This window comes from Shinella sp. H4-D48 (genome assembly GCF_022637395.1).
In the GTDB taxonomy this organism is placed as follows: domain Bacteria; phylum Pseudomonadota; class Alphaproteobacteria; order Rhizobiales; family Rhizobiaceae; genus Shinella; species Shinella sedimenti.
In genome coordinates this window covers 2,299,798-2,326,332 of sequence record NZ_CP093337.1, presented here as the reverse complement: position 1 = coordinate 2,326,332, position 26,535 = coordinate 2,299,798, and the positions used below count along the sequence as shown (strand labels likewise).

The 26,535-nt window shown below is 64.4% G+C and carries 30 protein-coding genes; 17 read left to right on the top strand and 13 right to left on the bottom strand.

The window, feature by feature from the left end; all coding sequences use genetic code 11:
- Window positions 1-27 precede the first annotated feature (27 nt).
- Window positions 28-351 carry a helix-turn-helix transcriptional regulator gene (locus tag MNR02_RS11480; RefSeq protein ID WP_241596960.1) on the bottom strand — a complete coding sequence of 108 codons (324 nt, stop codon included), beginning with the start codon at window positions 349-351 and terminating at the stop codon, window positions 28-30.
- A gap of 69 nt (window positions 352-420) precedes the next feature.
- On the opposite strand from MNR02_RS11480, the gene MNR02_RS11475 reads away from it, so the two are divergent.
- Together MNR02_RS11475 and MNR02_RS11470 are read left to right on the top strand one after the other, a co-directional pair.
- Window positions 421-909 (top strand): SRPBCC domain-containing protein, encoded by a 489-nt coding sequence (locus tag MNR02_RS11475; RefSeq protein WP_241946867.1) that lies wholly within the window; start codon window positions 421-423, stop codon window positions 907-909.
- Between the two features lie 11 nt (window positions 910-920).
- Complete coding sequence (locus MNR02_RS11470; RefSeq protein ID WP_241948862.1) at window positions 921-1,283, top strand: hypothetical protein; 363 nt, start codon at window positions 921-923, stop codon at window positions 1,281-1,283.
- 3 nt (window positions 1,284-1,286) lie between these two features.
- On the opposite strand, the gene MNR02_RS11465 is transcribed toward MNR02_RS11470, so the two are convergent.
- A complete protein-coding gene (locus tag MNR02_RS11465) occupies window positions 1,287-1,997 on the bottom strand; it encodes a L,D-transpeptidase (protein ID WP_241946866.1) in 711 nt (236 codons plus the stop codon).
- A 205-nt stretch (window positions 1,998-2,202) separates the two neighbouring features.
- Between MNR02_RS11465 and recO the strand changes: the two genes are divergently transcribed.
- The 4 genes from recO to MNR02_RS11445 all read left to right on the top strand — a co-directional run bounded on the left by recO (window position 2,203) and on the right by MNR02_RS11445 (window position 7,562).
- Complete coding sequence (gene recO, locus MNR02_RS11460) at window positions 2,203-2,976, top strand: DNA repair protein RecO (RefSeq protein ID WP_241946865.1); 774 nt, start codon at window positions 2,203-2,205, stop codon at window positions 2,974-2,976.
- Window positions 2,977-3,100: 124 nt separating this feature from the next.
- Window positions 3,101-5,947: a DUF2339 domain-containing protein gene (locus tag MNR02_RS11455; protein WP_241946864.1), complete on the top strand. Its 2,847-nt coding sequence runs from the start codon at window positions 3,101-3,103 to the stop codon at window positions 5,945-5,947.
- Window positions 5,948-5,983: 36 nt separating this feature from the next.
- Complete coding sequence (locus MNR02_RS11450; protein WP_241946863.1) at window positions 5,984-6,637, top strand: HD domain-containing protein; 654 nt, start codon at window positions 5,984-5,986, stop codon at window positions 6,635-6,637.
- Window positions 6,638-6,716: 79 nt separating this feature from the next.
- Complete coding sequence (locus MNR02_RS11445) at window positions 6,717-7,562, top strand: MOSC domain-containing protein (protein WP_241946862.1); 846 nt, start codon at window positions 6,717-6,719, stop codon at window positions 7,560-7,562.
- On the opposite strand, the gene corA is transcribed toward MNR02_RS11445, so the two are convergent.
- On the bottom strand, window positions 7,559-8,551 hold the full coding sequence (corA, locus tag MNR02_RS11440; protein WP_241946861.1) for a magnesium/cobalt transporter CorA: 993 nt from the start codon (window positions 8,549-8,551) through the stop codon (window positions 7,559-7,561). The genes MNR02_RS11445 and corA overlap by 4 nt on opposite strands.
- A 299-nt stretch (window positions 8,552-8,850) precedes the next feature.
- Between corA and MNR02_RS11435 the strand changes: the two genes are divergently transcribed.
- The 5 genes from MNR02_RS11435 (at window position 8,851) to MNR02_RS11415 (ending at window position 14,639) form a co-directional block, all read left to right on the top strand.
- The gene (locus MNR02_RS11435; RefSeq protein ID WP_241946860.1) at window positions 8,851-10,086 is read left to right on the top strand and encodes an MFS transporter; all 1,236 of its coding nucleotides are present in this window, start codon (window positions 8,851-8,853) and stop codon (window positions 10,084-10,086) included.
- A 167-nt stretch (window positions 10,087-10,253) separates the two neighbouring features.
- Window positions 10,254-11,333: a quinolinate synthase NadA gene (gene nadA / locus MNR02_RS11430; RefSeq protein ID WP_241946859.1), complete on the top strand. Its 1,080-nt coding sequence runs from the start codon at window positions 10,254-10,256 to the stop codon at window positions 11,331-11,333.
- Window positions 11,334-11,510: 177 nt separating this feature from the next.
- Window positions 11,511-13,109 (top strand): L-aspartate oxidase, encoded by a 1,599-nt coding sequence (locus tag MNR02_RS11425; protein ID WP_241946858.1) that lies wholly within the window; start codon window positions 11,511-11,513, stop codon window positions 13,107-13,109.
- Window positions 13,110-13,145: 36 nt separating this feature from the next.
- Entirely contained in the window at window positions 13,146-14,051 is a 906-nt protein-coding gene (gene nadC / locus MNR02_RS11420) for a carboxylating nicotinate-nucleotide diphosphorylase (protein ID WP_241596913.1), read from the top strand.
- Window positions 14,052-14,120: 69 nt separating this feature from the next.
- Window positions 14,121-14,639 (top strand): superoxide dismutase family protein, encoded by a 519-nt coding sequence (locus tag MNR02_RS11415; RefSeq protein ID WP_241948861.1) that lies wholly within the window; start codon window positions 14,121-14,123, stop codon window positions 14,637-14,639.
- A gap of 101 nt (window positions 14,640-14,740) precedes the next feature.
- On the opposite strand, the gene MNR02_RS11410 is transcribed toward MNR02_RS11415, so the two are convergent.
- The 5 genes from MNR02_RS11410 to MNR02_RS11390 form a co-directional block, all read right to left on the bottom strand.
- Entirely contained in the window at window positions 14,741-15,571 is an 831-nt protein-coding gene (locus MNR02_RS11410) for a mechanosensitive ion channel family protein (RefSeq protein ID WP_241596910.1), read from the bottom strand.
- Window positions 15,572-15,642: 71 nt separating this feature from the next.
- Window positions 15,643-16,620, bottom strand: a complete 978-nt coding sequence (locus MNR02_RS11405) for an NAD regulator (RefSeq protein WP_241946857.1) — start codon at window positions 16,618-16,620, stop codon at window positions 15,643-15,645.
- Window positions 16,617-17,150, bottom strand: a complete 534-nt coding sequence (locus MNR02_RS11400; protein WP_241946856.1) for a tyrosine phosphatase family protein — start codon at window positions 17,148-17,150, stop codon at window positions 16,617-16,619. The genes MNR02_RS11405 and MNR02_RS11400 overlap by 4 nt, the downstream gene beginning before the upstream one ends.
- A gap of 2 nt (window positions 17,151-17,152) precedes the next feature.
- On the bottom strand, window positions 17,153-17,782 hold the full coding sequence (locus MNR02_RS11395) for an HD family hydrolase (protein WP_241946855.1): 630 nt from the start codon (window positions 17,780-17,782) through the stop codon (window positions 17,153-17,155).
- Complete coding sequence (locus tag MNR02_RS11390) at window positions 17,779-18,624, bottom strand: folate-binding protein YgfZ (RefSeq protein ID WP_241946854.1); 846 nt, start codon at window positions 18,622-18,624, stop codon at window positions 17,779-17,781. Before MNR02_RS11390 ends, MNR02_RS11395 begins: the two co-directional genes overlap by 4 nt.
- Before the next feature lie 164 nt (window positions 18,625-18,788).
- On the opposite strand from MNR02_RS11390, the gene MNR02_RS11385 reads away from it, so the two are divergent.
- Window positions 18,789-19,394, top strand: a complete 606-nt coding sequence (locus MNR02_RS11385; RefSeq protein ID WP_241946853.1) for a nucleotidyltransferase domain-containing protein — start codon at window positions 18,789-18,791, stop codon at window positions 19,392-19,394.
- A gap of 17 nt (window positions 19,395-19,411) precedes the next feature.
- Here MNR02_RS11385 and MNR02_RS11380 read toward each other — a convergent pair whose 3' ends face one another.
- From MNR02_RS11380 to MNR02_RS11365, 4 genes are all read right to left on the bottom strand, one after another.
- Window positions 19,412-20,197: a hypothetical protein gene (locus MNR02_RS11380; RefSeq protein ID WP_241946852.1), complete on the bottom strand. Its 786-nt coding sequence runs from the start codon at window positions 20,195-20,197 to the stop codon at window positions 19,412-19,414.
- Window positions 20,198-20,212: 15 nt separating this feature from the next.
- Complete coding sequence (locus MNR02_RS11375; RefSeq protein WP_241596884.1) at window positions 20,213-20,482, bottom strand: hypothetical protein; 270 nt, start codon at window positions 20,480-20,482, stop codon at window positions 20,213-20,215.
- A gap of 92 nt (window positions 20,483-20,574) precedes the next feature.
- Window positions 20,575-20,994, bottom strand: a complete 420-nt coding sequence (locus tag MNR02_RS11370) for a TIGR02301 family protein (RefSeq protein WP_241946851.1) — start codon at window positions 20,992-20,994, stop codon at window positions 20,575-20,577.
- A complete protein-coding gene (locus MNR02_RS11365; protein ID WP_241946850.1) occupies window positions 20,991-21,425 on the bottom strand; it encodes an NUDIX domain-containing protein in 435 nt (144 codons plus the stop codon). Before MNR02_RS11365 ends, MNR02_RS11370 begins: the two co-directional genes overlap by 4 nt.
- A 60-nt stretch (window positions 21,426-21,485) precedes the next feature.
- Here MNR02_RS11365 and MNR02_RS11360 point away from each other — a divergent pair, with 60 nt between their 5' ends.
- A complete protein-coding gene (locus tag MNR02_RS11360) occupies window positions 21,486-22,262 on the top strand; it encodes an SOS response-associated peptidase (RefSeq protein ID WP_241946849.1) in 777 nt (258 codons plus the stop codon).
- 11 nt (window positions 22,263-22,273) lie between these two features.
- Here the strand turns inward: MNR02_RS11360 and MNR02_RS11355 are convergent, their stop codons facing one another.
- Window positions 22,274-22,456, bottom strand: a complete 183-nt coding sequence (locus tag MNR02_RS11355) for a hypothetical protein (protein WP_241596872.1) — start codon at window positions 22,454-22,456, stop codon at window positions 22,274-22,276.
- A 575-nt stretch (window positions 22,457-23,031) separates the two neighbouring features.
- On the opposite strand from MNR02_RS11355, the gene cysS reads away from it, so the two are divergent.
- From cysS to pip, 4 genes are all read left to right on the top strand, one after another.
- Complete coding sequence (cysS, locus tag MNR02_RS11350; protein ID WP_241946848.1) at window positions 23,032-24,465, top strand: cysteine--tRNA ligase; 1,434 nt, start codon at window positions 23,032-23,034, stop codon at window positions 24,463-24,465.
- Window positions 24,462-24,944, top strand: a complete 483-nt coding sequence (locus MNR02_RS11345; RefSeq protein ID WP_241946847.1) for a GFA family protein — start codon at window positions 24,462-24,464, stop codon at window positions 24,942-24,944. The genes cysS and MNR02_RS11345 overlap by 4 nt, the downstream gene beginning before the upstream one ends.
- A 127-nt stretch (window positions 24,945-25,071) precedes the next feature.
- Window positions 25,072-25,554 carry a GFA family protein gene (locus tag MNR02_RS11340; RefSeq protein WP_241946846.1) on the top strand — a complete coding sequence of 161 codons (483 nt, stop codon included), beginning with the start codon at window positions 25,072-25,074 and terminating at the stop codon, window positions 25,552-25,554.
- Window positions 25,551-26,510, top strand: a complete 960-nt coding sequence (gene pip, locus MNR02_RS11335) for a prolyl aminopeptidase (protein WP_241946845.1) — start codon at window positions 25,551-25,553, stop codon at window positions 26,508-26,510. Before MNR02_RS11340 ends, pip begins: the two co-directional genes overlap by 4 nt.
- Window positions 26,511-26,535 lie beyond the last annotated feature (25 nt).

Sequence of the window (26,535 nt, the reverse complement as noted above, 5' to 3'; positions counted from 1 at the left end):
TGTGAGGCGCCGTCGAATGGCGGGGCCTCAGCCTTCCAGTTCGTCTTTCAGGGCCGAAAGCACGTTCATGGCATGCCCGGCATACTGGCTGATCCAGCGGTCATGGATCGCCTGGATCGGCAGGGCGTTAAGGTGGTTCCAGCGCTCGCGGCCCTCTCTGCGGGGAATGATCAGGTCCGCCTCTTCAAGCACCTTCAGGTGCTGCATCACCGTGCAGCGGTCCATTTCCGGAAATTTCTCGCACAGTGCACGCGTCGTCAGCGGCGCGAGCTTGATCGCGTCCAGCATCTGCCGCCGCTTGCCGTTGGCAAGCGCCTTGAAGACGGCATCCTCTATCGATTCGATTGACATGTTATATTTTTATAACCTATTTTGACCGGGTACAAGACAGAGGAGGCGGGTACGCCCAAGGAGGAAGGCATGACGCTGGAATTTCGCGTGAACGGGCGGATCGGCAAGCCGGTTGCCGAGGTTTTCGATGCGGTGGTCAATCCGACGAAACTGAGCGGTTACTTCACGACGATCGGCGGTGCGAGCGCACCGCTTGTCGAGGGTACGACCGTCACCTGGTGGGGAATGGCCCCTGTTATCGTCGACAAGGTAGAGGAAAACACCCTTATCGTCTTCCGGTGGGACGCCATGGTCGATGAGGGGGAGGCGCCTTACACGACGCGCGTCGAGATGCGTTTCAAGTCCCTGGACGATGGCGGTACGATGGTGACGATTGCAGAGAGCGGCTGGCGTGAGAACGAGCGCGGCCAGAAATCCTCCTACATGAACTGCGAGGGCTGGTCGCAGATGCTCGCCTGCATGAAGGCCTATGTCGAGTACGGCATCAACCTGCGGGAAGGCTATTATCCAAGCGAAATGAAGGGTGTGGTCACCGCCGGGCAGGAGGATTTCACATGACGGAGGTTGCGATGAATACGCAGATCACGGGCGGTATCAATATCGCGATGAAGGTGCCGTCACATCAGTATGCGGCGACCGTCGCCTTCTATCGCGACGTCGTGCGCCTCAAACCCTTCGAGGCGAAGGCGCCAGCCATCGGTTTCGAACTCGGTCCGAACAGGCTTTGGATCGACGAGGCGCCGGCCTACAGTCAGGCGGAAGTCTGGCTCGAACTTTTCACACCGGACCATCGGGCCGCGCTCGGACATCTCGAGCAAAACGGCGTCGTGCGTTGCGACGCCGTTGAAGATCTGGGAGAGGGCTTTCGCGGTGGTTGGATCATGAACCCCGCCAGCATCGTGCATATGGTTCGAGAGCCCGACGCTTGGTGATGCTCAGATCGCAGCCGGCGGCACAAGTCCGTCGGACGCGGCCATCGGCCCCGGCTCGTCGACCGGCGTGTGATGCTGCAGCACGACGACGCGGCTTCCAGTCGGAACACGGCCATAGAGGTCGATGATATCCTGGTTGAACAGCCGGATGCAGCCGCTCGAGACCGCCTTGCCGATAGACCACGGCTCGGAGGTGCCGTGGATGCGGAAGAGCGTGTCGTTGCCGTCCTTGTAGAGATAAAGCGCGCGCGGGCCGAGCGGGTTGGTGAGGCCCGGCTCCATGCCGCCTGCCCATTTCAGGTTACGTTCGGGTTCGCGCGCAATCATGTTCTGCGTGGGCGTCCAGCGCGGCCATTCCGCCTTGCGTCCTATGCGTGCCGCACCTTCGAATTCCAGTCCCGCCTTGCCGACGCCGATACCGTAGCGCATCGCCATGCCGTCGCCCTGCACGAGATAGAGGAAGCGCTCCTGCGTATCGACCACGATGGTGCCGGGCGGCTCCATTGTCCGGTAGGCCACCTGCTGGCGGAAGTATTTCGGATTGACCTTGCTGATATCCATCGCCGGCAGCGGAAAGCGCTCGTCGGGATGCGGCCCGTACATTGCCACATGCATCGGATCCGGGCCCTTCTGCTTCACCTCCATCACGGTCGTGGCGCAGCCGGCAAGCGTCGAGGCAAGAACGAAGAGGGCGATGGAGCGAAGCAAACGCATGAAAACGGCACCTGTCATGTCAGCGAAATTTGGCTTTTGCAGCCTTTGGGCGGTCTTTCAGGGGCAAAGCGGGCGAGGGCAGGGCGAGAAGAAAGCGAAACTGTGGCAAGGGCTTAAGTGTGGCGTCAGCGCCACGCGGCGTTCCGCCGCACAGCGATGACCCGCGCGCCTTGCGGCCGCAGGGCCGAAGGCGTAAGGCTTGGCCATGCAGTGGAGTGATGAGGCCATCGTTCTGGGCGTTCGGCGCCATGGCGAAACGTCTGTGATCGTCGAGGTCATGACGCGCGGCCGCGGCCGGCATCTCGGCATGGTGCGCGGCGGACGCTCGCGGACCATGCAGCCGGTGCTCCAGCCGGGCAATTCCGTAGATGTGACCTGGCGTGCGCGGCTCGACGAGCATCTCGGCGAGTTCCGCATCGAGCCCGTGGAACTGCGCGCTGCCCGGCTGATGGAAACGGCGACCGCCGTCTACGGCGTGCAGGCCATGGCCGCACTCCTGCGCTTCCTGCCGGAGCGCGATCCTCATCCCCATCTCTACGAGGCGCTCACCGTCATCCTCGACCACCTGCACGAGCCGTCCGCCGCGGGCGAGCTTCTCATCCGCTTCGAGCTTGCCGTTCTCAACGATCTCGGCTTCGGCCTCGACCTTCTGGAATGCGCCGCCACCGGCTCGCGCGAGGACCTGTGCTACGTGTCGCCCAAGTCGGGGCGGGCGGTGTCGCGCGCCGCCGGCGGCCCCTGGGCGGACAGGATGCTGGCGCTGCCGGCGTTCCTGGGCGATGAAAGCCGGCATGCCGCCGATGCCGCGGCACTCTCCGATGGCTTCCGGCTCACGGCCTTTTTCCTCAACCGTTACGTCTGCGAGCCGCGCGGCCTCACGCTGGCGAGCGCCCGCGACGGGTTCGTGCAGGCGGCGCTCAAGGCGCTCGGTGCGGCCGAAGACATGCGGGCCGGGGAAGCGGGCGCGCACGGCGGTTGATGGTCCAGGTCAAAACCTCCATCCCTATCCTGTGAAGAGATCGCCGGCCTGAAACGTAACCCTGTTTGGCGTTTGAAGAAAAACGGGTAGTCTGCCGCCCGAACATGGCCGTCCTGGAGTTGTAATGCTCGATATCCTTACCCTGGTCGCGATCGGCCTGGCGCTCTACACCCTCAACGCATCCCGCAACAGCGCGCAGAAGATCGGCGAGGAGGTGCTTCGCCTCCGGCGCGAGGTAGAAGCTTTAAAGGCGGCCGGTCCCGTGGTGGTAGCCCAGGCAGAGCAGGCGGACGATGTCGCAGCCTTACCGGCCGATCCTGCGCAAGAGCCTGAACAGGAAACGTTCGACGGTCCATGGGCAGGGACAACCGACGAGCTCGACAAGGGCCGTGCGATTTTTGGCAGCGCGCCGGCCGAAGAAGCAACGGAGAGCGTGGCGGCAAGCCAGACGGCACAGGATGTTGTCACGGCTCCGGCCGCCACCCCTGTCACCACGCCGGCAAAGCCGCGCGAAAGCTTCGAAAGCCGCATCGGTGCGCGCTGGGCGGTCTGGGTGGGCGGTGTCGCGCTCGCGCTCGGCGGCATTTTCATGGTGAAATATTCCATCGAGGCCGGGCTGCTCAGTCCTGCGGTGCGCCTGTCGCTCGCCGCCGTCTTCGGCCTGGTGCTGATCGCCATCGGCGAATTCGTGCGCCGCCGCACCCAGCCGCTCATCGCCAATGCTTTCCAGAACGCCATGATCCCCGGCGTGCTGACGGCCGCCGGTGCCCTGACGCTCTTTGCCGTCACCTATGTTTCCTACGGGGTCTACGGCTATTTCGGCCCGCTGGCGGCCTTCGTGCTGCTGGCCGCCGTCTCCTTCGGCACCATCGGCCTGTCGCTGCTGCACGGTCAGGCACTGGCGGGCCTCGGCCTGCTTGCCTCCATGCTGACGCCGGCGCTGGTCTCGACGGAAAATCCCAGCGCCTGGGGCCTGTTCGGCTTTCTCGGCATCGCGTGGCTTTCTACCTTTGCTGCCGCGCGCATCCGCCGCTGGCAGGTCGTGCCGGCGCTTGCCAATGCCGGCATGGCGATGTGGACGCTGCTCTATCTGACGCAGGCGAGCTATGTCGATGTCATCCCGGTGCTGCTGACAATGCTGCTGCTGGCGCTCGGCCATGGCCTGCTCTGGCCGGGAAGCGTAACGGCGGACGACGTTCCCGCACCTGCCGCGATGTCCGCGACACCGGCCGTGCCCGCAACCGCGCTCGACCGTCTGTTCGCGCCCCCGCTGCTTGCCGTCTCCCTCACCGGCGCTCTGGCCATGGCCTTCCCGGCGCTCGTCCTTGCCAGCAAGGTACCGGCGATCGCGTACGGCGAATACGCCTTCGCAGCCATCGTGCTGGCGCTGGCCGCTCTCGGCACGTTGCGCGGCTGGGCGATCTATCCGGCGCTCCTGTCGGCCATAGCTGCCGTTGGTGGCGTTGTGAAGATGACCGCGCTACCGGGCGGCCTGATCGATCCGTTCACGCTGATCGAACCGCCGACACTGGATGGCGCACAGCCTGTCTCCGTTCTCGGTTTGGTGCCGGTCAATCTGCTGCTCGTTCTGGCGGTCGCCTATGCGGCGGTCGGCCTTGTCGCGGTGCGCCTGCAGGGCAGGGGCGATCGTGCCTTTGCCGCGATCTGGAGCATATTGGCGCCGGCCGTGCCGTTTTCGATCGTCGCGGTCAGCTTCCTCAATCTCGGTAATCTCTCCTTCGATCCCAAACACGGTCTGCTCGCCATCGTTCTCGGCCTTGTCTTCTTCGCGGCGGCCGAGATGTTCTCGCGCGAAAGCGAGGCGGAGGAAAATATCGACATCAAGCAATGGGCCTTCGTGGCCGGCGGCTTCGCCTTCCTGGTCCTCGCGCTGCACGCCCTGACCGATGGTCTCGCAACCACGCTTGGCATCGCTGTCCTGGGTACGGTCGCGGTCTTTGCCACGCGCCTGCGCCGCTGGCCGGTCCTGCCCTGGCTGATGGCGGCGGCCGCAATGCTCGTTGCCGGCCGCATTGCCTGGGAGCCGACCATCGTCGGCGCGGCCAATCTCTCGAAGATGCCGGTGTTCAACCAGTTGCTTGCCGGCTACGGCATTCCTGCCGCACTTCTCGCGCTGTCCGCCTTCGAACTGCGCCGCTGGCCGGGTGAACGCATCCGTAATCTCTTGCAGGCGCTCGCGAGCCTCTTCGTGCTGCTGACGGCTGCGATCCTCGTGCGCCACGGCATGAACGGCGGCGTGCTCGACAGCGCCGTGCCGACGCTGGGCGAGCAGGCGACCTACACGCTGCTGATCATCGGCGCCTCGGCTGTCATGATGTCGCTCGACCTCAAATCCCCGAGCCCGGTCTTCCGCTATGGCTCGATGGTGGTCGGCGTTCTTTCGGTCCTGTCGGTGCTGAGCGCGCATTTCATCGGCCTCAATCCCTATTTCACCGGGGAACTGCTCGGCAAATGGCCGGTGTTCGATCTGCTGCTGGTCGGCTACCTGCTGCCGGGCATCGCCTATGGCGGGCTTGCCCTCTATGCACGCCACCGCCGGCCGCTGCCCTATGTCATCATGCTGGCGCTGACGGCCGTGGCGCTCGCCTTCGCCTGGGTGACGCTTTCCGTTCGCCGCTACTGGCACGGCGAGGGCATCGCCGACTGGAAGGGTTTCCTCCAGCCGGAGACCTACACCTATTCCGTCGTCTGGCTGCTGCTCGGCGTCGTGCTTCTGGCGATCGGCTCGAAGGTCGATTCCCGCAGCATCCGCCTCGCTTCCGCCGGCCTCGTGCTGATTTCCGTGGTGAAGGTCTTCCTGATCGACATGTCGAACCTCGAAGGCATCCTGCGGGCGCTCTCCTTTATCGGGCTCGGAGCGGTTCTCATCGGCATCGGCCTGTTCTACCAGAAGATCCTGTCGCGAAAATCCGGGACGGAGGATGCGACGGAATTGAACGCCGGGGCCTGACGGGCTAGGGAAGGAGCACCATTCCGGGATCGCTCCATGTCTTTCACCTGCCTTGCCGCCGCTTTCTCGCCGCTCGGAAGCCTTGCTGAACGCCTGCTGCCGCAGGCCTTCGCTGCCGATGACGGCTCGCATGACGCGGCCCATCTCATCCGTGTGTGGAAGAATGCCCGACGCATCCAGGCGGAGGAGGGCGGCGACCTGCGGCTGCTTGCCGCCGCCGTTCTGCTGCACGATTGCGTGGCCGTGGAGAAGAACTCGCCACTGCGGGCAGAGGCCTCGCGCCTTGCCGCGGAAAAGGCTTCTACCCTGCTGGCCGACGAAGGCTGGGACGCGGCGGATATTGCCGCCGTCGCCCACGCCATTCTCACGCACAGCTTCTCCGCCAATATCGCGCCGGAGACGCTGGAGGCGAAGATCGTGCAGGATGCCGACCGGCTCGACGCCATCGGCATGATGGGCGCGGCGCGCTGCTTCTACATTGCCGGTCGCATGGGCAGCGGTCTTTACGATCCCATGGACCCGCTGGCCGAAAATCGACCGCTCGACGACAAGGCCTTCGCCATTGATCATTTCGAGGTGAAGCTGTTCCGGCTCGCCGATGGCTTCCGCACGGCAACCGGCAGCCGCATGGCAGCTGAACGGACGCAGCGCCTGCGCGTCATCCGCGACATGATGCTGGATGAAATCTGAAGGAATACATGCTTTTGTGACCCCGGATTGAATCGATCCGGCAAGGAATTGAATCGATATTTCAGGAAAGATTGCCGTCATGCAGGTCGAAGGCCTCAACATCCATCCACTGAAAAGCGGCCGCGCCATTCCGCTCGAGACGGCGACCGTTCGTATCGACGGGCTGGCCGGCGACCGGCGCTACATGATCGTCGAGCCGGACGGCCGTTTCATCACCCAGCGCGAATTGCAGGCGCTAGCCCGGGTCGAGGCCACAGCAGTCGGTGAAAGTCTGCATCTCGAAATGGATGGCCGCCAGCTCTTTGCGAGCTTCGAGCCGGAGGACCGCCTCGATGTCGTGATCTGGGATACGCCCGTCAACGCGGCTGTCGCCGATCCCGCAGTCAACGAGGCGCTTTCCGAATGGTTCGCCCGCCCGGTCAAACTCGTGCACATGGATGCCCAGGCGCACCGCGCGGAAGGCGAGGCATGGGCCGGCGTGGCGGCGTCGGTCGGCTTTGCCGACGGATTTCCGGTTCTTGTCACGACAACCGGTTCGCTGGCCGACCTCAATGCGACGCTCAGCGCAAAAGGGCAGGAGCCGGTCGGCATGGATCGTTTCCGCACCAATATCCTCGTGTCGAGCGACGAGCCGTGGGCCGAGGATTTATGGGAAACGATCGAGGTGGGCGGTGTCGTGTTCGACCTCGTCAAGCCATGTTCCCGCTGCATCATGACGACGCAGGACCAGACGACCGGCGAGCGCATCGGCGGCAATCCGATCCAGGGCCTGGCCGAAAAGCGCATGTCCGCCGACCGTCGCGTGCCTGGTGTCCTGTTCGGCTGGAACGCCGTCCCGCGCAGCGAAGGCGAAATCCGCCTGGGCGACCCGGTGCGCGTAACGAAGACGCGCGCCGAGCGCTGGCCGATGAAGGTGCGCGGTTAGACCCAGCCGCGCCGTTTGAAGTAGAGGTAGGGCATCAGCGCCGAGATGATCATCAGGCCGACGGCATAGGGATAGCCGAAGTGCCATTGCAGCTCCGGCATCAGTTCGAAGTTCATGCCATAGGCCGACGCGACAAGCGTCGGCGGCAGGAAGACCACCGAGGCCACGGTGAAGATCTTGATGATCTGGTTCTGCTCGAGATTGATCAGGCCGAGCGTAGCATCGAGCAGGAAGTTGATCTTGCCCGACAGGAAGGCGGCATGGTCGCCCAGCGAGGTGGCGTCGCGCTGAACGAGCTTTACCAGCTGGCGAACCTCCTTGGAGGGCCGGCGTGAGGGGCTTTCCAGCGCCGCGTGATAGGCGACGAGCCGCGAAATGCTGACGAGGCTTTCACGAACGCCGCTCAGGAAGTCTCCCTTGCGGCCGAGCTGCTCGATCAGCGCCTCGAGGTCACGCGTCTTCTTGCGCGAGGAGGCCTTCTTGCCGCGGAACACGCCGCGCGAAATGCCGTCGATCTCGTTGCCGAGCCGTTCCAGCACGTCCGCCATCCGGTCGATCACGGCTTCGATGACGCCGAGCATGACATCCTCGCCGGTCTCGTAGCTGTGACCGTTGCCGCGCAGCGCCCGCGTGCAGAACGTGGCGAAGGGCTTCGCATCGGCATGGCGCACCGTGATCAGCGTCGGCCCCCGCAGGATGAAGGTGATCGGGGTCTTGGCCGGCTCGTCGCTGTCGAGATTGGTCAGCGCCGTCATGGTCATGAAGGACGCACCGTCCTCCTGATAGAGCCGGGCCGACAGCTCGATATCCTCCATTTCTTCCCGTGTGGGAATGGAAACGTGAAGAGCTTCCTGGACGTCCTTGATCTCCGCGGGCGTCGGGCTGAGCAGGTCGTACCAGAGCGCAGGCGAGATCGCCTGCTCGATGGCGGGGTTGGAAATTTCGCGCAGGCAAAAGCGGTCGGCCCTGCGGGCGTAAATCTGCAGCATGCTTCACTCCTTTGAGGGCAGGCGAACCGCCCGGAGCGAAGCGTGAAGCCGCTACCGGACAGATCGTTCGACTGCTCTCGATCGTCTACTGTCGGGGTCCATTGTCTTATCCGGTTTGGTTTGGCGTCTTGTGACGCCTGCGGTGGAGATGCGCCTAAAATCGCCCGGCGTCAAGTCGATCTGACAGGGTGGAAAGGACTGTCGGATTCCATCAGTACGGCTGATCGTTCGGTCAATTAAATTCGCTTTTGTTCATCGATCGCGACGCTTAGGTTCGGCAACCTGATCTGGAGACCGTCATGTCCGCCCCATCCATCCATGCAGCGCCGTCCGCCAGCCGCCCCATGCCCTGGGGCATCATCGCCGCCGGCTCGCTGATCGCCGTGCTCACCTTCGGTCCACGCTCGGCGATGGGCTTCTTCCAGCTGCCCATGCTGCAGGATACCGGCTGGGACCGCACGACCTTCGGTCTTGCCATGGCATTGCAGAACCTTGCCTGGGGCCTCAGCCAGCCTTTCTTTGGCGCCATCGCCGACAAGTTCGGCACTTGGCGGGTGCTGCTGGTCTCCGGCATCGTCTATGCGCTCGGCCTGTTCCTCATGTCGCTCGGTACCTCGCCGCTCTGGCTGCATATCGGCGGCGGCGTGCTGGTCGGTCTCGGTGTCGGTTCGGGCTCGTTCGGCATCCTGCTTTCGGCCTTCGCGCGCAATGTCACGCCGGAGCAGCGCTCCATGGCCTTCGGCATCTGTACGGCGGCAGGCTCTGCCGGCATGTTCCTCTTTGCGCCGCTGTCGCAGGGTCTGATCAGCGCCTATGGCTGGTCTGACAGTCTCGTCTATCTCGGCGTGCTGATGCTGCTGGTGCCGCTGATCGCCATTCCGCTGCGCGGCAACTCGTCATCGGGCATCACGGCGGCGAGCGAATACAAGCAGACGATCGGCGAGGCGCTGCGCGAGGCGCTCGGCCACCGATCCTATCTGCTGCTCGTGTCCGGCTTCTTTGTCTGCGGCTATCAGGTCGCGTTCATCACCGCGCATTTCCCCGCCTATCTCGGCGATATCGGCATCGATGCGCGCTATGCAGTGATCGGCCTCGCGCTGATCGGCTTCTTCAACATCATCGGCTCGCTCGCCGCCGGCGTCATCGGCCAGCGCTACTCGAAGCCCTATTTCCTCGCCTATATCTACATTGCCCGCTCGGTCGCCGTTTCCGCCTTCATCCTGCTGCCCAAGTCGCCGGCCTCCGTCATCATCTTCGCCATCGTGATGGGCCTGCTGTGGCTTTCCACTGTGCCGCCGACCAACGGGCTTGTCGCCATCATGTTCGGCACCAAGCATCTCGGCCTGCTGGGCGGCATCGTCTTCCTGTCGCACCAGGTCGGCTCGTTCCTCGGCGTGTGGATGGGCGGCTATCTCTACGATCATTTCGGCACCTACGATCCGGTCTGGTGGCTCGGCGTGGTGCTCGGCATCTTTGCCGCCATCGTGCACTGGCCTATCGAGGAAAAGGCCGTGCCGCGGCCGGCCGCCGCCTGAACGAAATGAGGGCGGCTTCACGAGGATTTCGGGCGCCGCTCCTTGCAAACCGTCACAAAAGTTTTTAAATCAGAACCACCGGCCATGCCGGTTTTGTTTTAAGACCATTATGCTCACTTTGAGCAAAATGGCGGCGCCGCCGGAGGGCGGTGGAAGAGGAGGGTTCCATGACCGTTCTGGCCCAGCATGCGTCGGCAGCCGATGCACCGCGCCCGCTCACCGCAGCGGAGCGCTTCGGCATCCTTGAAAAACCGGACCTCACCTTCACGCCGGAAATCGCCCGCGAGACGGAGCACCTGTACGAGAAGGTCAAGCAGTTCATTCCCGCCTTCGAATGGCCGGTCTATGCGCCCTATGTCGCCGCCATCAACCGGCTGAAGCGCGAGCGCGGCGCGGTCATCCTGGCGCACAACTACCAGACGCCCGAGATCTTCCACTGCGTTGCCGATATCGTCGGCGATTCGCTGCAACTCGCCCGTGACGCCACCAAGGTCGATGCTGAGATCATCATCCAGTGCGGCGTGCACTTCATGGCCGAGACGTCCAAGCTCCTCAACCCGGAAAAGACCGTTCTCATTCCCGATGCCAGGGCCGGCTGCTCACTGTCGGACTCGATCACCGGCGCGGATGTGCGGCTCCTGAAGGAGCGCTATCCGGGCGTGCCCGTCGTCACCTATGTGAACACCTCGGCCGATGTGAAGGCGGAGACGGATATCTGCTGCACCTCGTCCAATGTGCTGGCCGTCATCGAAAGCCTGGAGAGCGACACCGTTCTCTGCATCCCCGACGAATATCTGGCGATGAACGTCGCCAAGCAGACGAACAAGAAGATCCTGACCTGGAAGGGCCATTGCGAGGTGCATGAGCGCTTCACCCCACAGGAACTGCTGTCCTACAAGGAAGCCCATCCCGGCATCGAGATCATCGGGCATCCGGAATGCCATCCTGATGTCATCGCCGTGTGCGATTTCGCGGGCTCCACGGCGGGCATGATCAACTATGTGAAGGACAACCGCCCCGCGCGCGTCCTGCTCGTCACCGAATGCTCCATGGCTTCCAACATCCAAGCCGACTTGCCCGGCGTCGATTTCGTCAAGCCGTGCAATCTCTGTCCGCACATGAAGCGGATCACGCTGCCGAAGATCCTCGACAGCCTGGTGAACATGACGGAGGAGGTCGTGGTGGACCCGGCGATCGCCGACCGCGCCCGCCTCGCCGTCGAGCGGATGGTGAACCTTAAGCAGTAGGAAGCGCACGCAACGTTCGCGCGGCCCCTCATCCCCCTGCCGGGACCTTCTCCCCGCAGGCGGGGTGAAGGGGCAGAACGGTGAACCCCATCGCCCCTTTCCCCGCTTGCGGGGAGAGGATGCCGTCAGGCAGGTGAGGGGCAAGCTGACGGGGCCGACGCGCTGGAGGAGTAAAACATGCCCATGGATAGTTTTCGCCCGCAATCCTGGAACGGTATCGACGATATCGTCATCGTCGGTGGCGGTCTGGCAGGTCTGTTCTGCGCGCTGAAGCTCGCGCCGCGGCCCGTGACGATTCTCGCGGCCGCGCCCATCGGGCAGGGCGCTTCCTCCGCCTGGGCGCAGGGCGGCATCGCGGCGGCCATGAGCCCCGGCGATACCTTCGACAAGCACGTTGCCGATACGCTTGAAGCCGGTGCCGGCATCGTCGATGAGAAGATGGCACGCTTCATGGTCTCCGAAGGCCCCGCGCGCATCCATGATCTGCTCGAATACGGTGTGCCCTTCGATCGCGACCTCGAGGGGAAGCTCCTGCTGTCGCGCGAGGCGGCCCATTCCGAGCGCCGCATCGTGCGCGTCAAGGGCGACATGGCCGGCAAGGCCATCATGGAAGCGCTCATCGCGGCCGTGCGTAACACTCCGTCGATCCGCGTGCTGGAAGGCTATGTGGTCGAGGAGCTGGTGCGCGAGGGCCGCTTCATTTCCGGCGTTGTCGCGCGGCCGGATGCCGGCCAGTCGAAGCGGCGCGTGCATTTCCCCGCCCGCGCCGTTGTGCTGTGCTCGGGCGGTGTTGGCCATCTCTTCGCCGTCACCACCAATCCGTGGGAGGCCTGCGGGCAGGGCGTCGGCATGGCGGCGCGTGCCGGGGCCATCATCGCGGATCCGGAATTCGTGCAGTTCCACCCCACAGCCATCAATATCGGCCGTGATCCCGCGCCGCTCGCCACCGAAGCCCTGCGCGGCGACGGCGCCCATCTGGTCAATTCCGCCGGCCATCGCTTCATGCTCGATATCCACGAGGATGGCGAACTCGCGCCGCGTGACATCGTCTCGCGCGGCGTCTTCGCGGAGGTCCAGGCCGGCCGCGGTGCCTTCCTTGATTGCACCAAGGCCGTCGGCGCGCATTTCCCGGAAATGTTCCCGACCGTCTACGCATCCTGCATTGCCGCCGGCATCGATCCCGTCACCCGGCCCATCCCCGTCGTACCGGCCGTACACTATCATATGGGCGGCGTGCTGACGGATGCCGAGGGCCGCACCTCGATCGATGGCCTCTGGGCAGCCGGCGAAGTCACCTCGACGGGCGTGCACGGCGCCAACCGCCTTGCCTCCAACTCGCTGCTCGAAGCCGTCGTCTTTGCCGCTCGCATCGCCGAAAACATCAAGGGCATGCTGCCCGAGCCCAAGCTCAACGACTGGGGCGAGAATGCCGGCGAGAGCGACGATCTCGTCACCATTGAGGATAGCGCGGCGCTCAAGCGTCTGCGCCGCCTGATGAGCGATCATGTCGGTGTTATCCGCACCCGCGAGGGCCTGATGACCGCGATCCGCGACATAGCCGCGCTGGAGCGCGAAAACACCCGCATGCGCTTCCACAATATCGTCACGACCGCCAAGCTGATCGCGACCGGCGCCTATCTGCGCGAGGAAAGCCGCGGCGGCCACTTCCGCTCCGATTTCTCCGAGCAGAAGGCAAGCTGGAAGCACCGCACCTTCCTGACCCTCGCCGATGCCGACCGTGTCGTCGCCGAACTCTCCGAAACGAAGGCGGCGTAAGCTGCCGCGCATCCATGATCTGAACAGGACAAGCCCATGACCACGCCCCATCTTCCCGTTCTCTCCCCGCTGATGGTCGAGGAGCAGGTGCGCGCGGCGCTGGTCGAGGATCTCGGCCGGGCGGGCGATATCACGAGCCAGGCGACGATCGCGCCGGATATGACGGCGACGGCGGAGCTCAATGCGCGGGAGGAGGGCATCGTCGCGGGGCTCGATCTGGCGCGCGCGGCGTTCCGGTTGATGGACCCCGAAATCCGCTTCGAGGCCTTTGTGAAGGATGGCGACCGTCTCGAACCCGGCACGGTGATCGCGACGGTATCCGGCCCGGCGCGCGCCGTGCTGTCGGCCGAGCGCGTCGCGCTGAATTTTCTGATGCATCTGTGTGGTGTTGCCACCCACACCGGCCATTTCGCGCAGGAGATCGCGCATACACAGGCAAAGGTCTGCTGCACGCGCAAGACCATTCCGGGCCTGCGGGCGCTGGAAAAATATGCCGTCCGCATGGGCGGCGGCTCCTCCCATCGCTACGGCCTGGACGACGCCATCCTCATCAAGGACAACCACATCGCCGTTGCCGGCGGCGTCGCGCCCGCCATCCGCGCCGCCCGCGCCTTCGCCGGTCATCTCGTCAAGGTGGAGGTCGAGGTAACGACGCTGGAGGAACTGGAGGAAGCGCTGGAGGCGCAGCCCGACGTGGTGCTTCTCGACAATATGGGGCCGGAACTGCTCTACCGCGCCGTCGAGATCAACCGCGATTGCGCGGGTCTGACAGACGCCACCTATGCGGCTGATCCGCGCCGGGTGAAGCTGGAGGCGTCGGGCAACGTCAACCTCAAGACGATCCGCGCCATTGCCGAGACCGGCGTTGACTATATCTCGACGTCCAAAATTACCATGGCGGCGCCGACGCTCGATATCGGCCTCGACGTCGTCGTCGGCTGAAAAGGCGGAACACCCTCACGCACGATGCGTTCCGGTTCCATGACCAACCAACCGGACGGACGTATCATGTTGAAAATTCTTGCACTCGCCGCCGCGGCGAGCACCGTGGCGCTGGGTTCGCCAGCGCTCGCCCAGCAGGCCGGAAACACGGCCCAGGCAGATTTCGTCGACAAGTCCGGCAAGGAGACCGGCCGCGCCCATCTCACGGCAGCAAGTGGCGGCGTGCTGTTCGAAGTCGAGGTCTCAGGCCTGGAGCCGCGCAAATGGGTTGCGCTGCACGTTCACGAAACGGGCAACTGCGATGACCATGCCGAAGGCCACAAGGCATCCGGCGGCCACTTCAATCCCGATGAGAAGGAACACGGCTTCCTGGCCGCCAACGGCCCGCATGCCGGCGACCTGCCGAACCAGTACGTTGCGGAGGATGGCGTCATGCGCGCCCAGATCTATTCCACGCTGGTCCGCCTCGACGACAAGGAGCGTGGAATTCGTGGCCGTGCGCTGATCGTGCATGCAGGCTCGGATGACAACCGCACGGATCCCGCCGGCGGCGCGGGCGATCGGCTCGCCTGCGCGGTAATCCGCTAAGCGTTGCCCATCCGGCGCAGGGTCCTTTGCGTCGGATGCTCGGAAAAGAAGCAGAGAAGTCATTTCTGGCGAACCCGTGTTCGCCGGAAATTCTTTGGAGATCAGGCGGCCGGGGCGGCATCCGGCTCCGGCCCGGCCACCTTCTGGCCGAAGGCGATCCGCACCCGGCGGTTCATGTCCCTGGTAATCTTGAACCATTGCGGCGTAGACACCCAGTAGCGCAGTTTCAGGGTCGCGGCGCTGTCGCTCACGCTGTCGACGAAGACCTGCGGGGCGGGCACGCTCTCGATCATCGGGTCCTCCTGCGCAATCGACAGCAGGCGCGCGATCTCGTCGTCGATGTCCCGGTCGCCCGGCACGGTCACTTCAAGGTCGTGCTTGCGGATTCGCTCGCGGCTGAAATTGGTGACGGGCGTGTTCCACAGAGTCGAGTTGGGCGCCAGGAGATACAGTCCATCGCTGGTTTTCAGCTCGGTGGCGAACAGACCGACTTCGGTGATTGTGCCGGAAACGTCCTTGGTCTGGATATATTCCCCCACCCGGAACGGCCGCAGCACCAGAAGCATGATTCCGGCCGCGATATTCTGCAGCGTGCCTTGCAGGGCCAGGCCGATGGCGAGGCCGGCGGCGCCGAGGGCGGCGATGATCGACGCCGTCTGCACGCCGAACTGACCGAGCACTGTGACAAAGACGAGGATAAGGACGGCGTAGCGCAGCGCGTTTGCGAAGAAATGCGCGAGCGTGGTATCGATGCCGCGCACGTGTTTAAGCCCGTTCAGCGCCCAGCTGTGCAGGATGCGCGACAGGAACCACCCGAGCAGAAGCAGCACGACCGCGCCGAGAATGGAAAAGGAATATTGCACGGCCATGGCACTCGCTTGAGTGAGTGCGGCACGCGTTGCGACGACGGCTTCGTTGACCTGCTGTTCCATGAGCCCTTCCACGTTTTGATGTTGAAGGGCCAAATGTCAGTGCAAGCGATAGGTTCCCCTGGTTCCGTCGCCTAGCGCATGCCGACCTTGAGACCCGGCGCCGGCCGCTCTTCCAGAATGCGGCGGCGGAAGCGGAAGAGGGCGGCGGGGCGCCCGCCCGTCGCGGATGTGGAGCCGCCGGTGGGTTCCACGAGTTCGGCGCCTTCCACCAGTCGGCGGAAGTTCTGCTTGTGCAGGTGCCGCCCGGAGATCGCCTCGACGCTCGCCTGCAACTCGGTGAGGGTGAACTCCGGCGCCATCAGCTCGAAGATGACGGGGCGGTATTTGATCTTGCCGCGCAGGCGCGCCATGGCGGTGGCAAGGATGCGGCGATGGTCGTGCCGCATGGCCACGCCCGGGGCGCTGACACAGGATGTACCGCGCCCGTCGGTTACGGCCTCCTCGGCAAGCCCCGCCTCATAGAGCAGTTCGTAGCGCTCGAGCACGCGCTCTTCGTCCCAGGGAAAGTCGTCGAGCCCGAAGGCGAGGCGCATGCGGGTGCGCGGTGAAGGCATGGTGCCAATGCGCTCCTCCAGCGGCGGCTCGGCCGCCCAGCTTTTCAGCGCGGGCAGGATGATCTGGTCGATCACGGCAGGACGGCCTTGCCGCCAGTCCTCCCACGGCAGATAGCTGTACCAGTCGCGCCAGGTCGCACCGGCTTCGGCCAACTGCTCCGTCGCCTCCGCATCGGTGCGCGTGAGCGCGAGATAACCGACCGACACCATATGCGTGCCGGCCTCGTCGGGCAGCTTCTGCCGTCCCCGGTCGCCGAAGGTGTAGAGCTGCTCGATATAGCCGAGTTTCAGCGCGGTCTGCGCCTCGACGCTCGCCCGGAGGCTCGTTTCGAAAGTGCGGTGCTGGCGCGGATCGAAGGGGCCGAAGGGCAGCGCGTCGCGGCTGTCGGGCCCTTCGCCGCCAATCGCCAGAATGGACGGCCGGCCACCCGAGATCGCGACCACCGCTGCATTGAGGCCGATCTCGACCGGCGGGCGGGCGCGGGTCTCGCTCATGGCGCGACAGGCTCCGGCATGGCGGAGAAGGAGAAGGGGCTGTCGCCGACATAGTCCGCACCGCGGCCGATCGCCTTGACGGCGGCCACCAGCCGTCCGCTGCGGCCCAGCATCCGGTCGCCGATCTCGATAAGGCGTGCATTGGGCGTCGCCTGAACGGAGGCGCGCCTGAGGCGCTGCGCAAGGTCGTGATCGTCCTGATCCGGCGCCACCGCGAGTGCTGCGATGAGGGCGGCGGCCGGCGAGCGGGAGACGCCCATCTGGCAATGCACCAGAAGCGGCGCCTGCCAGTCCCATCCACGCGCAAAGGCGATGATGGCGTCGACATGCTCTTCGCCCGGCGCCACGAGCCTGCCGGTGCCGGCAAAGGCGATGTCGTTGACGCCGAGGATGAGGTGGCGCTCCCCGGCAATGACGGCGGGTCGGTGGAAATTCTGCTGCGGCGCGATCAGGCTCAGCATTTCCCGGCAGCGGTGGCGCACGGCGAGTTCCGCGATCTTACCGAGTGGCGCAACGATGATCGTGCCCATCGTCACACCGCCGCGGCGATCAGGCCGCGTTCCTGTTCCAGCGCTTCGAACCGCGCGCAGAACAGCCGCTGCGCTTCCAGCGCGGGAACGGGGACGATATCGATCATGTCGAGCGTGATACCGCGCGGCGCGCCGAAGAATTTCACGGCCTCCGCATGGGAGAAGCCGGCAAGCTCGGTGGCCTCGAAGAAGGCGGCGACCTGATCGGCCTTCTTGATCTTGGTTTTCAAGGCAGCGGGCGTCACGGGCGGCAGGCCGAAACGCAGGTGCACGGCGGCCTCCAGCCGCTTCTCCACGGTCTTGTAGCCACCGCCGACCACCGCCTTGAACGGTGAAATCATGTCGCCGATCACATATTCCGGCGCATCGTGCAACAGCGCCATCAGGCATTCGTCCACGCCTGAGCGGTTCTGATGGCGGAAGATCGTTTCGACGATCAGCGAGTGCTGCGCGACGGAAAAGGCATGGTCGCCGTTGGTCTGGCCGTTCCAGCGCGCGACACGGGCAAGCCCGTGGGCGATGTCGGAAAGCTCGACATCGAGCGGCGAGGGGTTGAGCAGGTCGAGGCGGCGGCCAGACAGCATGCGCTGCCAGGCGCGCGGCTCGGCCTTGGCGCGCACCGTTCCGCTCATGGTGCCGGAGCCTCCGCGGCATCCTGCGGGAAGGTGAGGCCGGTCCAGTGCGGTAGTTCAACGGTCACGGGCGCGCCGTCTAGGGTGATCGGCGTGCCGGACTGGATAGCGTCGCCCGCGCGGTCGATGCGCACGACGGCAAGGCCGAGTGTGCCGGCGACGCTGCCGAGCGTGCCGATCGGCTTTCCGCCGGCCATGAGCTCGGTGCCGGTGTCGGGCAGCGCCACTTCGCCCTTGACGATGACCGGACGGCGGCGCGCCGTGCCGCGATGATGCATACGCGAGACGACCTCCTGGCCGACATAACAACCCTGCCGGAACGAAACCCCGTCGGTAAGATCGAGTAGCACGTCGTGCGGAAAGGCGTCCGACAGCGCATAGTCGCGGCCGGCTTCCGGCAGGCCCGCCTCGATGCGCAGGAGATCGTAGAGCGCGGGATCGTCGCTACCCGTCGCGCCAGGTGTGCGCGAGAGGGCGATGCCGGCCTTGGCGAAGCGGCCGTCGCGCGGCGCGCCGGCTTCAGCCTCATCCCAGGCCACCTTCACGCTGTCGCCGTCCACGGCCGTAAGGTCGACGGCGGCGCGCAGCCTGTACATGGTCAGCCGCTTGAGAAGTGCATCGCGCTGGTCGGCGCTCGTCTCGAGCAGGAAGGCCCCTTCGCCATTGCGGCGGATCAGGAAATCGAACAGGATCTTGCCCTGCGGCGTCAGCAGCGCACCGGGCCTGATCTCGCCCTCGGCCAACTCGGGCAGATTGGTGGTGATCAGCGATTGCAGGAGGGTCTCGGCATCCTTGCCGGAAATGTGGAGAAAGGCGCGGCCGGAAAGCGTGACGGAAGGCATGGCAAAATCCAGATATCTCGCGCGCCGGGAAACGTCCGGCGCAGGCGGTGCGTCGATGCACCTATCGAAACAGAGGTAGAACGGCCGGGCGCCTTTCGCAAGGTCAGGCCTCTTGCCGCGCCGTGCAAAGCCGCTATGACAGCCTCCCAATCGAAAGCGAAGTCATGAGCGAAACATCCCCAATCCCGCACGATGCCTGGTGTGCCTGGCACCCGCAGGAATTGGCGCGCAGGGTTTCCGGCGTCAAGCGACCGTGGTGCGTCGTCGGTGGCTGGGCGCTCGACCTGTGGCACGGCGCTGAGACGCGGCCGCATGAAGACATCGAGTTTACCGTATTGCGCGCAGAATTTTCCCTGTTTCGCCATGCGTTGACAGGCCTGCGCTTTCACGCTGTGGGAAACGGGGAGGTGCGGCCTTTGCTGCGGGACGAAGCGCCGCCTGCCGATATCGCACAGGTCTGGTGTGAGGACGTCGCGGCCGGCTGCTGGCGGGCGGATATGATGCTGGAGGAGGGCACGCCGCAGACCTGGATCTACAAGCGCGATCCGTCGATCCGGCGCTCGCGCTGCGAAATGGTGCAGGTCACTGCGGACGGCATTCCCTATCTCGCGCCGGAGGCCGTCCTGCTGTTCAAGGCGAAATACCGGCGGGAGAAGGACGAGGCCGATTTTGCCCGCACCGTTCCCATGCTTGGCAAGGACCGCCGCCGCTGGCTGAAAGCGTGCATCGCGAAGGCTGATCCGCGCCACGTCTGGCTGGCGGCTTTATAGGTGAGGCCGTCCGCCCCTTAGTCGCCTGTCACGAAGAACTTCCACTGGCCGTCGGGCGCAATGCCAACGCGGTAGAAGTTGTAGCTGCCGAATTCCTGCATGTCGGCGAAGTCTCCGGCGGTGACGATGCGCAACAGCTCCACCTTTTCCGGCGGCGTGAGGCCGGCGAGCGGTTTGGCGGTGAAATAGGGCCAGACATACATTTCATCCGGCGTTCCCTGGCCGACATGGACATAGCCCGTCGCCAGCACGTCGAGCAGGATGGCGAGGACCTCGATGCCGTCGGAATCGCCGGACTGGCCCTTGAGGGTCTCGACCGGTCCTTCCTGGCTCTCGACCATGGAGACCTGCGTTTCGGTCACGCCCTTGCCGAGCAGCGGGCGCAGGCGTTCGATATCGCCGGAAGCAGCGGCCTCGACAATCAGCTGGCGCATGCGGCGCACCGGTTCGGGCGCCTTCTCGATGTCGTAGATGACTTCGACGGGTTCCTGCGGTTCCTCTTCGGCGGGCTTGTCGTCGGTGACGGCGGGCTCGTCCGTGGGTTCCGTCACCGAATCGCGCTTACGGATCAGCGGATCGGGCTGCGGCAGTTCGACCGGAGCGGCGTTTTCCTGCTCTTCCTCAACGGGAGCTGCCTTTTCGCCCTCGGCGGGCTTCTGGGGAAGCTCGCCCTCTTCCTTCTTCAGCTCGCTGAGTGCGAAGGCGGGGCGTGCGGGCAGGGTGAGCGCCATTGTTGCAAACAGCGCCGACAATACGATGAGGCTGCTGCGAAGCAGCGTTTTACCGTCCGTCGATATGCGCATGATCAAAATTCCAGCCTATTGCAGGATACGCTCGGGGGAGAACTCTCCGGCGAGCATGCGCTCGCGCAGCGCGTCGAGCATCGCTTCCGCGCCGCGTTCGCCCTGGGTGCGTATCGTCTCGCGAAGCGCGAGCGCGATCGCCGCATCGGCAATGATTTCCGGCTCGATACCGTCTGCCATTCCGTCGGCCCAGGCTTCGTTCTGGTATTCCAGAGCGGCCTGCATCTTCTCGTGCACGATCATCTCGTCGATATCGTTGAGAGTAGGTTCCATCAATCGGTCCATGCGCGGCATTCAGTTCTTACTGCTCTGTTAACGACCTTAGCAGCCTTTTCCCAAAACGGCACTGGGTCAGGTAAAAAGGGGTTAATTAATCCCTAATTTCCGAAGCGTGCGGTTATTTCTGTGGCAAGTGTTGCACCTTCGTTACGGTATCTCTCTTCTGCGACAACTGCCGAGTCGGTGCAAGCGGTATAGATGGCGGCAAAGGACCTGTATCCACGGTTGAATGCGGCCGTCAGCTTTTCCTGCCGCTTCGGCTCGCCCGCCGCCTCCATGTCGATCAGGCGCTGCATGTCGGCGCGCCAGTTGTCCTCCGCCTGTCCCAGGCACAGATTGCGCAAATAGTGCACCGCGCCCAGGATTTCCGAAAGGCGCTCCAGCCGCTCGTCATAGGGAGCCGGCTTTTCCTCCACGGTTGGGGTCGCCGGCGTCGCGGCCGATGTGTCGCCCTTCGCCTTCTGGGCAAGCGCCGGTGTGGCCAGCGCAAGGCTGAGCAGGAGAAGAAGCCGAATCATGCGCTGATCCCCAGTCTTTCGGCCTCCAGCCGTGCGATGCAGTCTCGCACGCTATCGGGTGCCGGCATGGTGGCGATCTCTGCGGCCGTGTACCAGCCGACGCTCGCGGCATCGTCGGATGCGACGGCAACGGCCTGCGGATCGGCGTTCACCTTGAAGACCGAAAGGAAGAAGGAAAGGCTGCCGGGCGCGCCTTCGGGACCGGACAGGTCATAGGTGGCGAAGAGTTGAGGATTCTCGCCGTGAATACCGGTTTCCTCGGCCAGTTCGCGCAGTGCCGTTTCAGAGGCCGTCTCGCCCGGTTCGCCGCGCCCGCCGGGAAAGGCATACATCGCCTTCGACGGCGGCTTGCTGCGCAGCACGAGCAAATAGCGGCCGTCGCGCTCGAGAATGGCGGAGGAGGCGGGCTTGGATATCCTGGGCGTCGTCATCGTGATCCGGTTCGCTGGCGCTTCATTGACCCCTTATAGGCAAAGTGCGATGACGACGCCATGTGTGGACGATTTGCATTGCTGGCCAAGACCGATCTTGCGCGCGAATTCTTCAGTCTTGCCGAGATCGACGATCTGACGGAGCGCTACAATATTGCGCCGACGCAGCCGATCGTCATCGTGGTGGCAAGCGAGCGGCAGGAGAAGGGCAGCAACCTCCCGGAGCGCAAGGCCATGCTGGTGCGCTGGGGCTTCATGCCTGGCTGGGTCAAGGACCCGCGCGAGTTCCCGCTGCTTATCAATGCCCGCGCCGAGACGGCCATCGGCAAGGCGTCCTTCAAGGCCGCCATGCGCCACCGCCGCATCCTCGTGCCGGCGACGGGGTTCTTTGAGTGGCGCCGGCCACCGGAGAAGGGCGCGAAGTCGCAAGCCTATTTCATCCGCCCGAAGAAGGGCGAGATCGTCGCCTTTGCCGGGCTGATGGAAACCTGGTCCTCTGCGGACGGATCGGAGGTCGATACCGGCGCCATCCTGACCACGGCGGCCAACACCGACGTCGCCCGTATTCATGATCGCATGCCCGTCGTCATCCGTCCGGAGGACTTTTCCCGCTGGCTCGACTGCAAGACGCAGGAGCCGCGCGATGTTCTGGATCTGATGAAGCCGATCGACGACGGTTTCTTCGAGGCGATCCCGGTCTCCGACAAGGTCAACAAGGTCGCCAATATGGGGCCTGATATCCTCGAACCGGTCGAGGAGGTCATTGAACCGCCGCCGCCGCAAAAGAACAAGGGTGCTGACGCGCCCCCTTCATCCGATCAGCTTTCGCTGTTCTGATCTGCATCCGCTCAGTCGTGCAGCGACCGAAGCACGGCGGGCAGGTCGCGCTTGCTGTCCGTATCCGCGCTCTTGATCTCCGGCTTGCACTGCGTAGCCGCAACCACGGCGCGCAGGCCGAGCGGCTTGTAGCGCGTCTGCAGGCTTTCCTTCGTGGCGCCTTGCGGAGCAGGCTGGGTTTTGGCGGTCGACATCTCGTTCTCCTCAGTTCGGTTGGCGAGGCAGCCCCGTGTGTTCCCTCCGGTCGCCGCTCTCTATGAGCTATGAATTTAACGCAGCCTTCCGGCCGAATTCTGCCCGAAATTTGATCGCTCTGCGGCAAACTACTGAAAGCATGTTGTTTTCGATCAACAATTGTGACGGGCGCACACAATCAGCGGGTGGTTCGCGGACGCGCTCGGGCAAGCATGACCGCTGCCAGAACGGCGCGCATGGCAAGCGGATTATAGCGTTCTGCGAGGTCGATCTGTCTCCTGTCGGTCTTCATCCTGCGGCTCCTCTTCGGGCGGTGAAGACCTGTTCTCGCATGGCCCTGACTGGCGGCGAGTCACCTGGGGAACAGGGAAGGGCAGGATTTTCGCGCCAGCGCGCCCGCACCCGCTTGACCGGACGCCTGCGGGGCGCAATAAAGCACACCATGAAAACGGTACTCTGCCTTCGCCGGAGCATTATTCGCTAGCGCACGCGCTGGCTCGGCCGTTTTCGTCCCCCAAAATCCCTGGATGACAACGACCCGGCCAGCCGGGTTTCTGCATTTTGGGAGATTCTAATGGCCGAAAAGCCGGTCCTGACGCTGTACAACACGCTCACGCGCACCAAGGCGCCGCTTGCGCCCATCGATCCGCAAAACGTGCGCATGTATGTCTGCGGCCCGACGGTCTACGATTTCGCGCATATCGGCAATGCGCGCCCTGTCATCGTCTTCGATGTGCTGTTCCGGTTGCTGCGCCATGTCTATGGCGAAAGCCATGTCACCTATGCGCGCAACATCACCGACGTCGACGACAAGATCAACGCCCGGGCGCTGCGCGATTTCGGCCCGGAAATCGAGAAAGGTACCTTATCGCTCAACGAGGCGATCCGCCGCGTGACGGAAAAGACGGCAAACCAGTTCCACGAGGATATCGTCCGCCTCGGCGCCATGCCGCCGACGCATGAGCCCCGCGCCACCGAGTTCGTCTCGCCGCGCGAGGATGGAAAGGTGGACATGATCACCTTGATTCAACGTCTCATCGAACGCGGCCATGCCTATGAAACCAATGGCGAAGTCCTGTTCGACACGCGCTCCATGGAAGATTACGGCGCGCTCTCCAAACGCAATCTCGATGAGCAGCAGGCCGGCGCCCGCGTGGCGGTCGATACGCACAAGAAGAATCCGGGTGATTTCGTGCTCTGGAAGCTGTCTTCGCCGGAGGAGCCCGGCTGGGATTCGCCTTGGGGCCGCGGCCGTCCGGGCTGGCATATCGAATGCTCCGCCATGTCGGCCGCCTATCTCGGCGAGGTCTTCGATATCCATGGCGGCGGGCTCGACCTGATCTTTCCCCACCACGAAAACGAGATCGCCCAGTCGCGCTGCGCCCATGGCACGAAGGTCATGGCCAATGTCTGGATGCACAACGGCTTCGTACAGGTCGAAGGCCGCAAGATGTCGAAGTCGGAAGGCAACTTCGTCACCATCTACGAACTGCTGCACGAAGAAAAATTCGGCGGCCGCAAGTGGCCGGGCGAGGTGCTTCGGCTTGCCATGCTGATGACCCATTATCGCGAGCCGATCGACTTCTCCGTCAAGCGGCTGGAGGAGGCCGAGCGCCTGCTCGCCAAATGGCCGGCCGGCGGCAACCCGGCGGAAGGCAGGGTGGACGAGACCGTGCTCGCGCCCCTTCTCGATGATCTTAACACCGTCGGCGCAGTACAGGCACTGCACGCGCTCGCCCAATGCGCCAACAACGACCCGCTGATGCTGCCGGTCTTCGCAGCCAGCGCCGAGCTTCTCGGGGTCCTGCCGAAGAAGGCCGAGGTCTCCAAGGCGCTGGAAGACAGCGTCGAAAGCCTCATCCAGCTCCGTCTCGAAATGCTGAAGGCCAAGAATTTTGCCGAAGCCGACAAACTCCGCGACGACCTCGCGGCCAAGGGCATCCAGCTCAAGGACGGCAAGGACCCGCAAACCGGCGAACGCGTGACGACGTGGGAGGTGAAGAGGTGACCACATCCGTTCACACCGGCGGCTGCCAGTGCGGGGCGGTGCGCTTTCGCGTCGAGGGCGCGCTTGGCGATGCGTCGGTCTGTCATTGCCGCATGTGTCAGAAGGCGAGCGGCAATTTCTATCTGCCGCTGGTCTCCGTGCGCGACGCGGCGCTCAGCTGGACGCGCGGCGAACCGAAACGCTTCCGCTCGTCGAACCACGGCTATCGCGGTTTCTGCGCTGATTGCGGCACGCCGCTGACCTATGAGGCGCCGGATGGCGTGGCGCTGACCATTGCCGCCTTCGACGATCCCGCCGCGATCGCCCCTCGCATCCAGTGGGGCATCGAGGCGAAGCTGCCCTATGTCGATACGATCCCCGACCTGCCGGGCGAGGACACGATGGCCGATCAGGACGCCGCCTCCTTCCTCGCCGATCTCGTTTCCTATCAGCATCCGGACCACGATACCGATGAATGGCCGCCGGAGGATCGTCGATGACCGATCCGCGGCCGGACCTCGGCTTTCCGCGTAAATGGCTTTATCTCATCGCCGCCAAGCTGGTGCTGATCACCGCGGTGGTGGTCGCCGTCGTCGTTTATTCCTCCTACCGTTGAAGGATATCGTCATGAGCAAGGAAGAGCAGGAAATGAGAACCGGAGGTTGCCAGTGCGGTGCCGTGCGCTTCCGCATCCGGGGCGCGCTCGGCCGCCCGTCGATCTGCCATTGCCGCATGTGCCAGAAGCAGTTCGGCGGCTTCTTCGGTCCGCTCGTCACGGTCAAGGGCGAGGTGGAATGGCCGCGCAGCGAGCCGGCCTATTTCCAGTCCTCGATCAACATCGCCCGCGGCTTCTGCCCGCAATGCGGCACGCCGCTGACCTACAAGCATCCCGGCGGTGTGGAGATCGCCATCGGCGCCTTCGACGACCGCAGCGACCTCGCCCCGCAGATCCAGGTGAACTACGGTTCGCGGCTGCCCTGGGTGGAGCAAATCTTTGCCGCCCCTGTTCACGACGACCCGGACTATTACAGTCAGCAGGAGGGGATCATCTCCTTCCAGCATCCCGATTACGAAACCGAAAACTGGCCTGAACACGGACTGAAATTATGAGCGATACCCTGCGCGGCCTCTATCCCGAGATCGAACCCTATGCGTCCGACCACCTCGATGTCGGTGATGGTCATGTCATCTATTGGGAACGTTCGGGAACGCCGGGTGCCAAGCCGGCCGTGTTTTTGCACGGCGGCCCCGGCGGCGGGTTTTCCCCGAGCCACCGCCGCCTGTTCGACCCCGCCCTCTACGACGTGACCCTGTTCGATCAGCGCGGCTGCGGCCGGTCCACGCCGCATGCGGAGCTGAACGCCAACACGACCTGGCACCTGGTCGAGGACATCGAGCGGCTGCGCGAAATGGCCGGTGCCGAGAAGTGGCAGGTCTTCGGCGGCTCCTGGGGTTCCACGCTGGCGCTCGCCTATGCGCAAAAACATCCTGAGCGCGTCTCCGAACTCGTCCTGCGTGGCATCTACATGCTCACCAAGGGCGAGCTCGACTGGTACTACCAGTTCGGCGTCTCGGAAATGTTCCCGGACAAGTGGGAGCGCTTCATCGCGCCCATCCCGCCGGAGGAGCGCCACGAGATGATGCATGCCTACCATCGCCGCCTGACCAGCGACGATAAGGCGACGCGTTTTGCCGCCGCCAGGGCCTGGAGCCTGTGGGAGGGCGAGACGATCACCCTGCTGCCCGAGCCGTCGACCAGCGACAAGTTCGGCGAGAACGAATTCGCCCACGCTTTCGCGCGCATCGAGAACCATTTCTTTGTCAATGCCGGCTGGATGGAGGAGGGGCAGCTGCTGCGCGACGCGGGCAAGCTCGACGGCATTCCCGGTGTCATCGTGCATGGCCGCTACGACATGCCGTGCCCGGCCAGATATGCCTGGGCCCTGCACAAGGCTTGGCCGGAGGCTGAGTTTCACCTGATCGAGGGCGCTGGCCACGCCTATTCCGAGCCCGGCATCCTCGATCGCCTGATCTACGCGACGGACAAGTTCGCGGGCAAACAGTAAGACAGACGGTTCCCAGGGAGGGAAC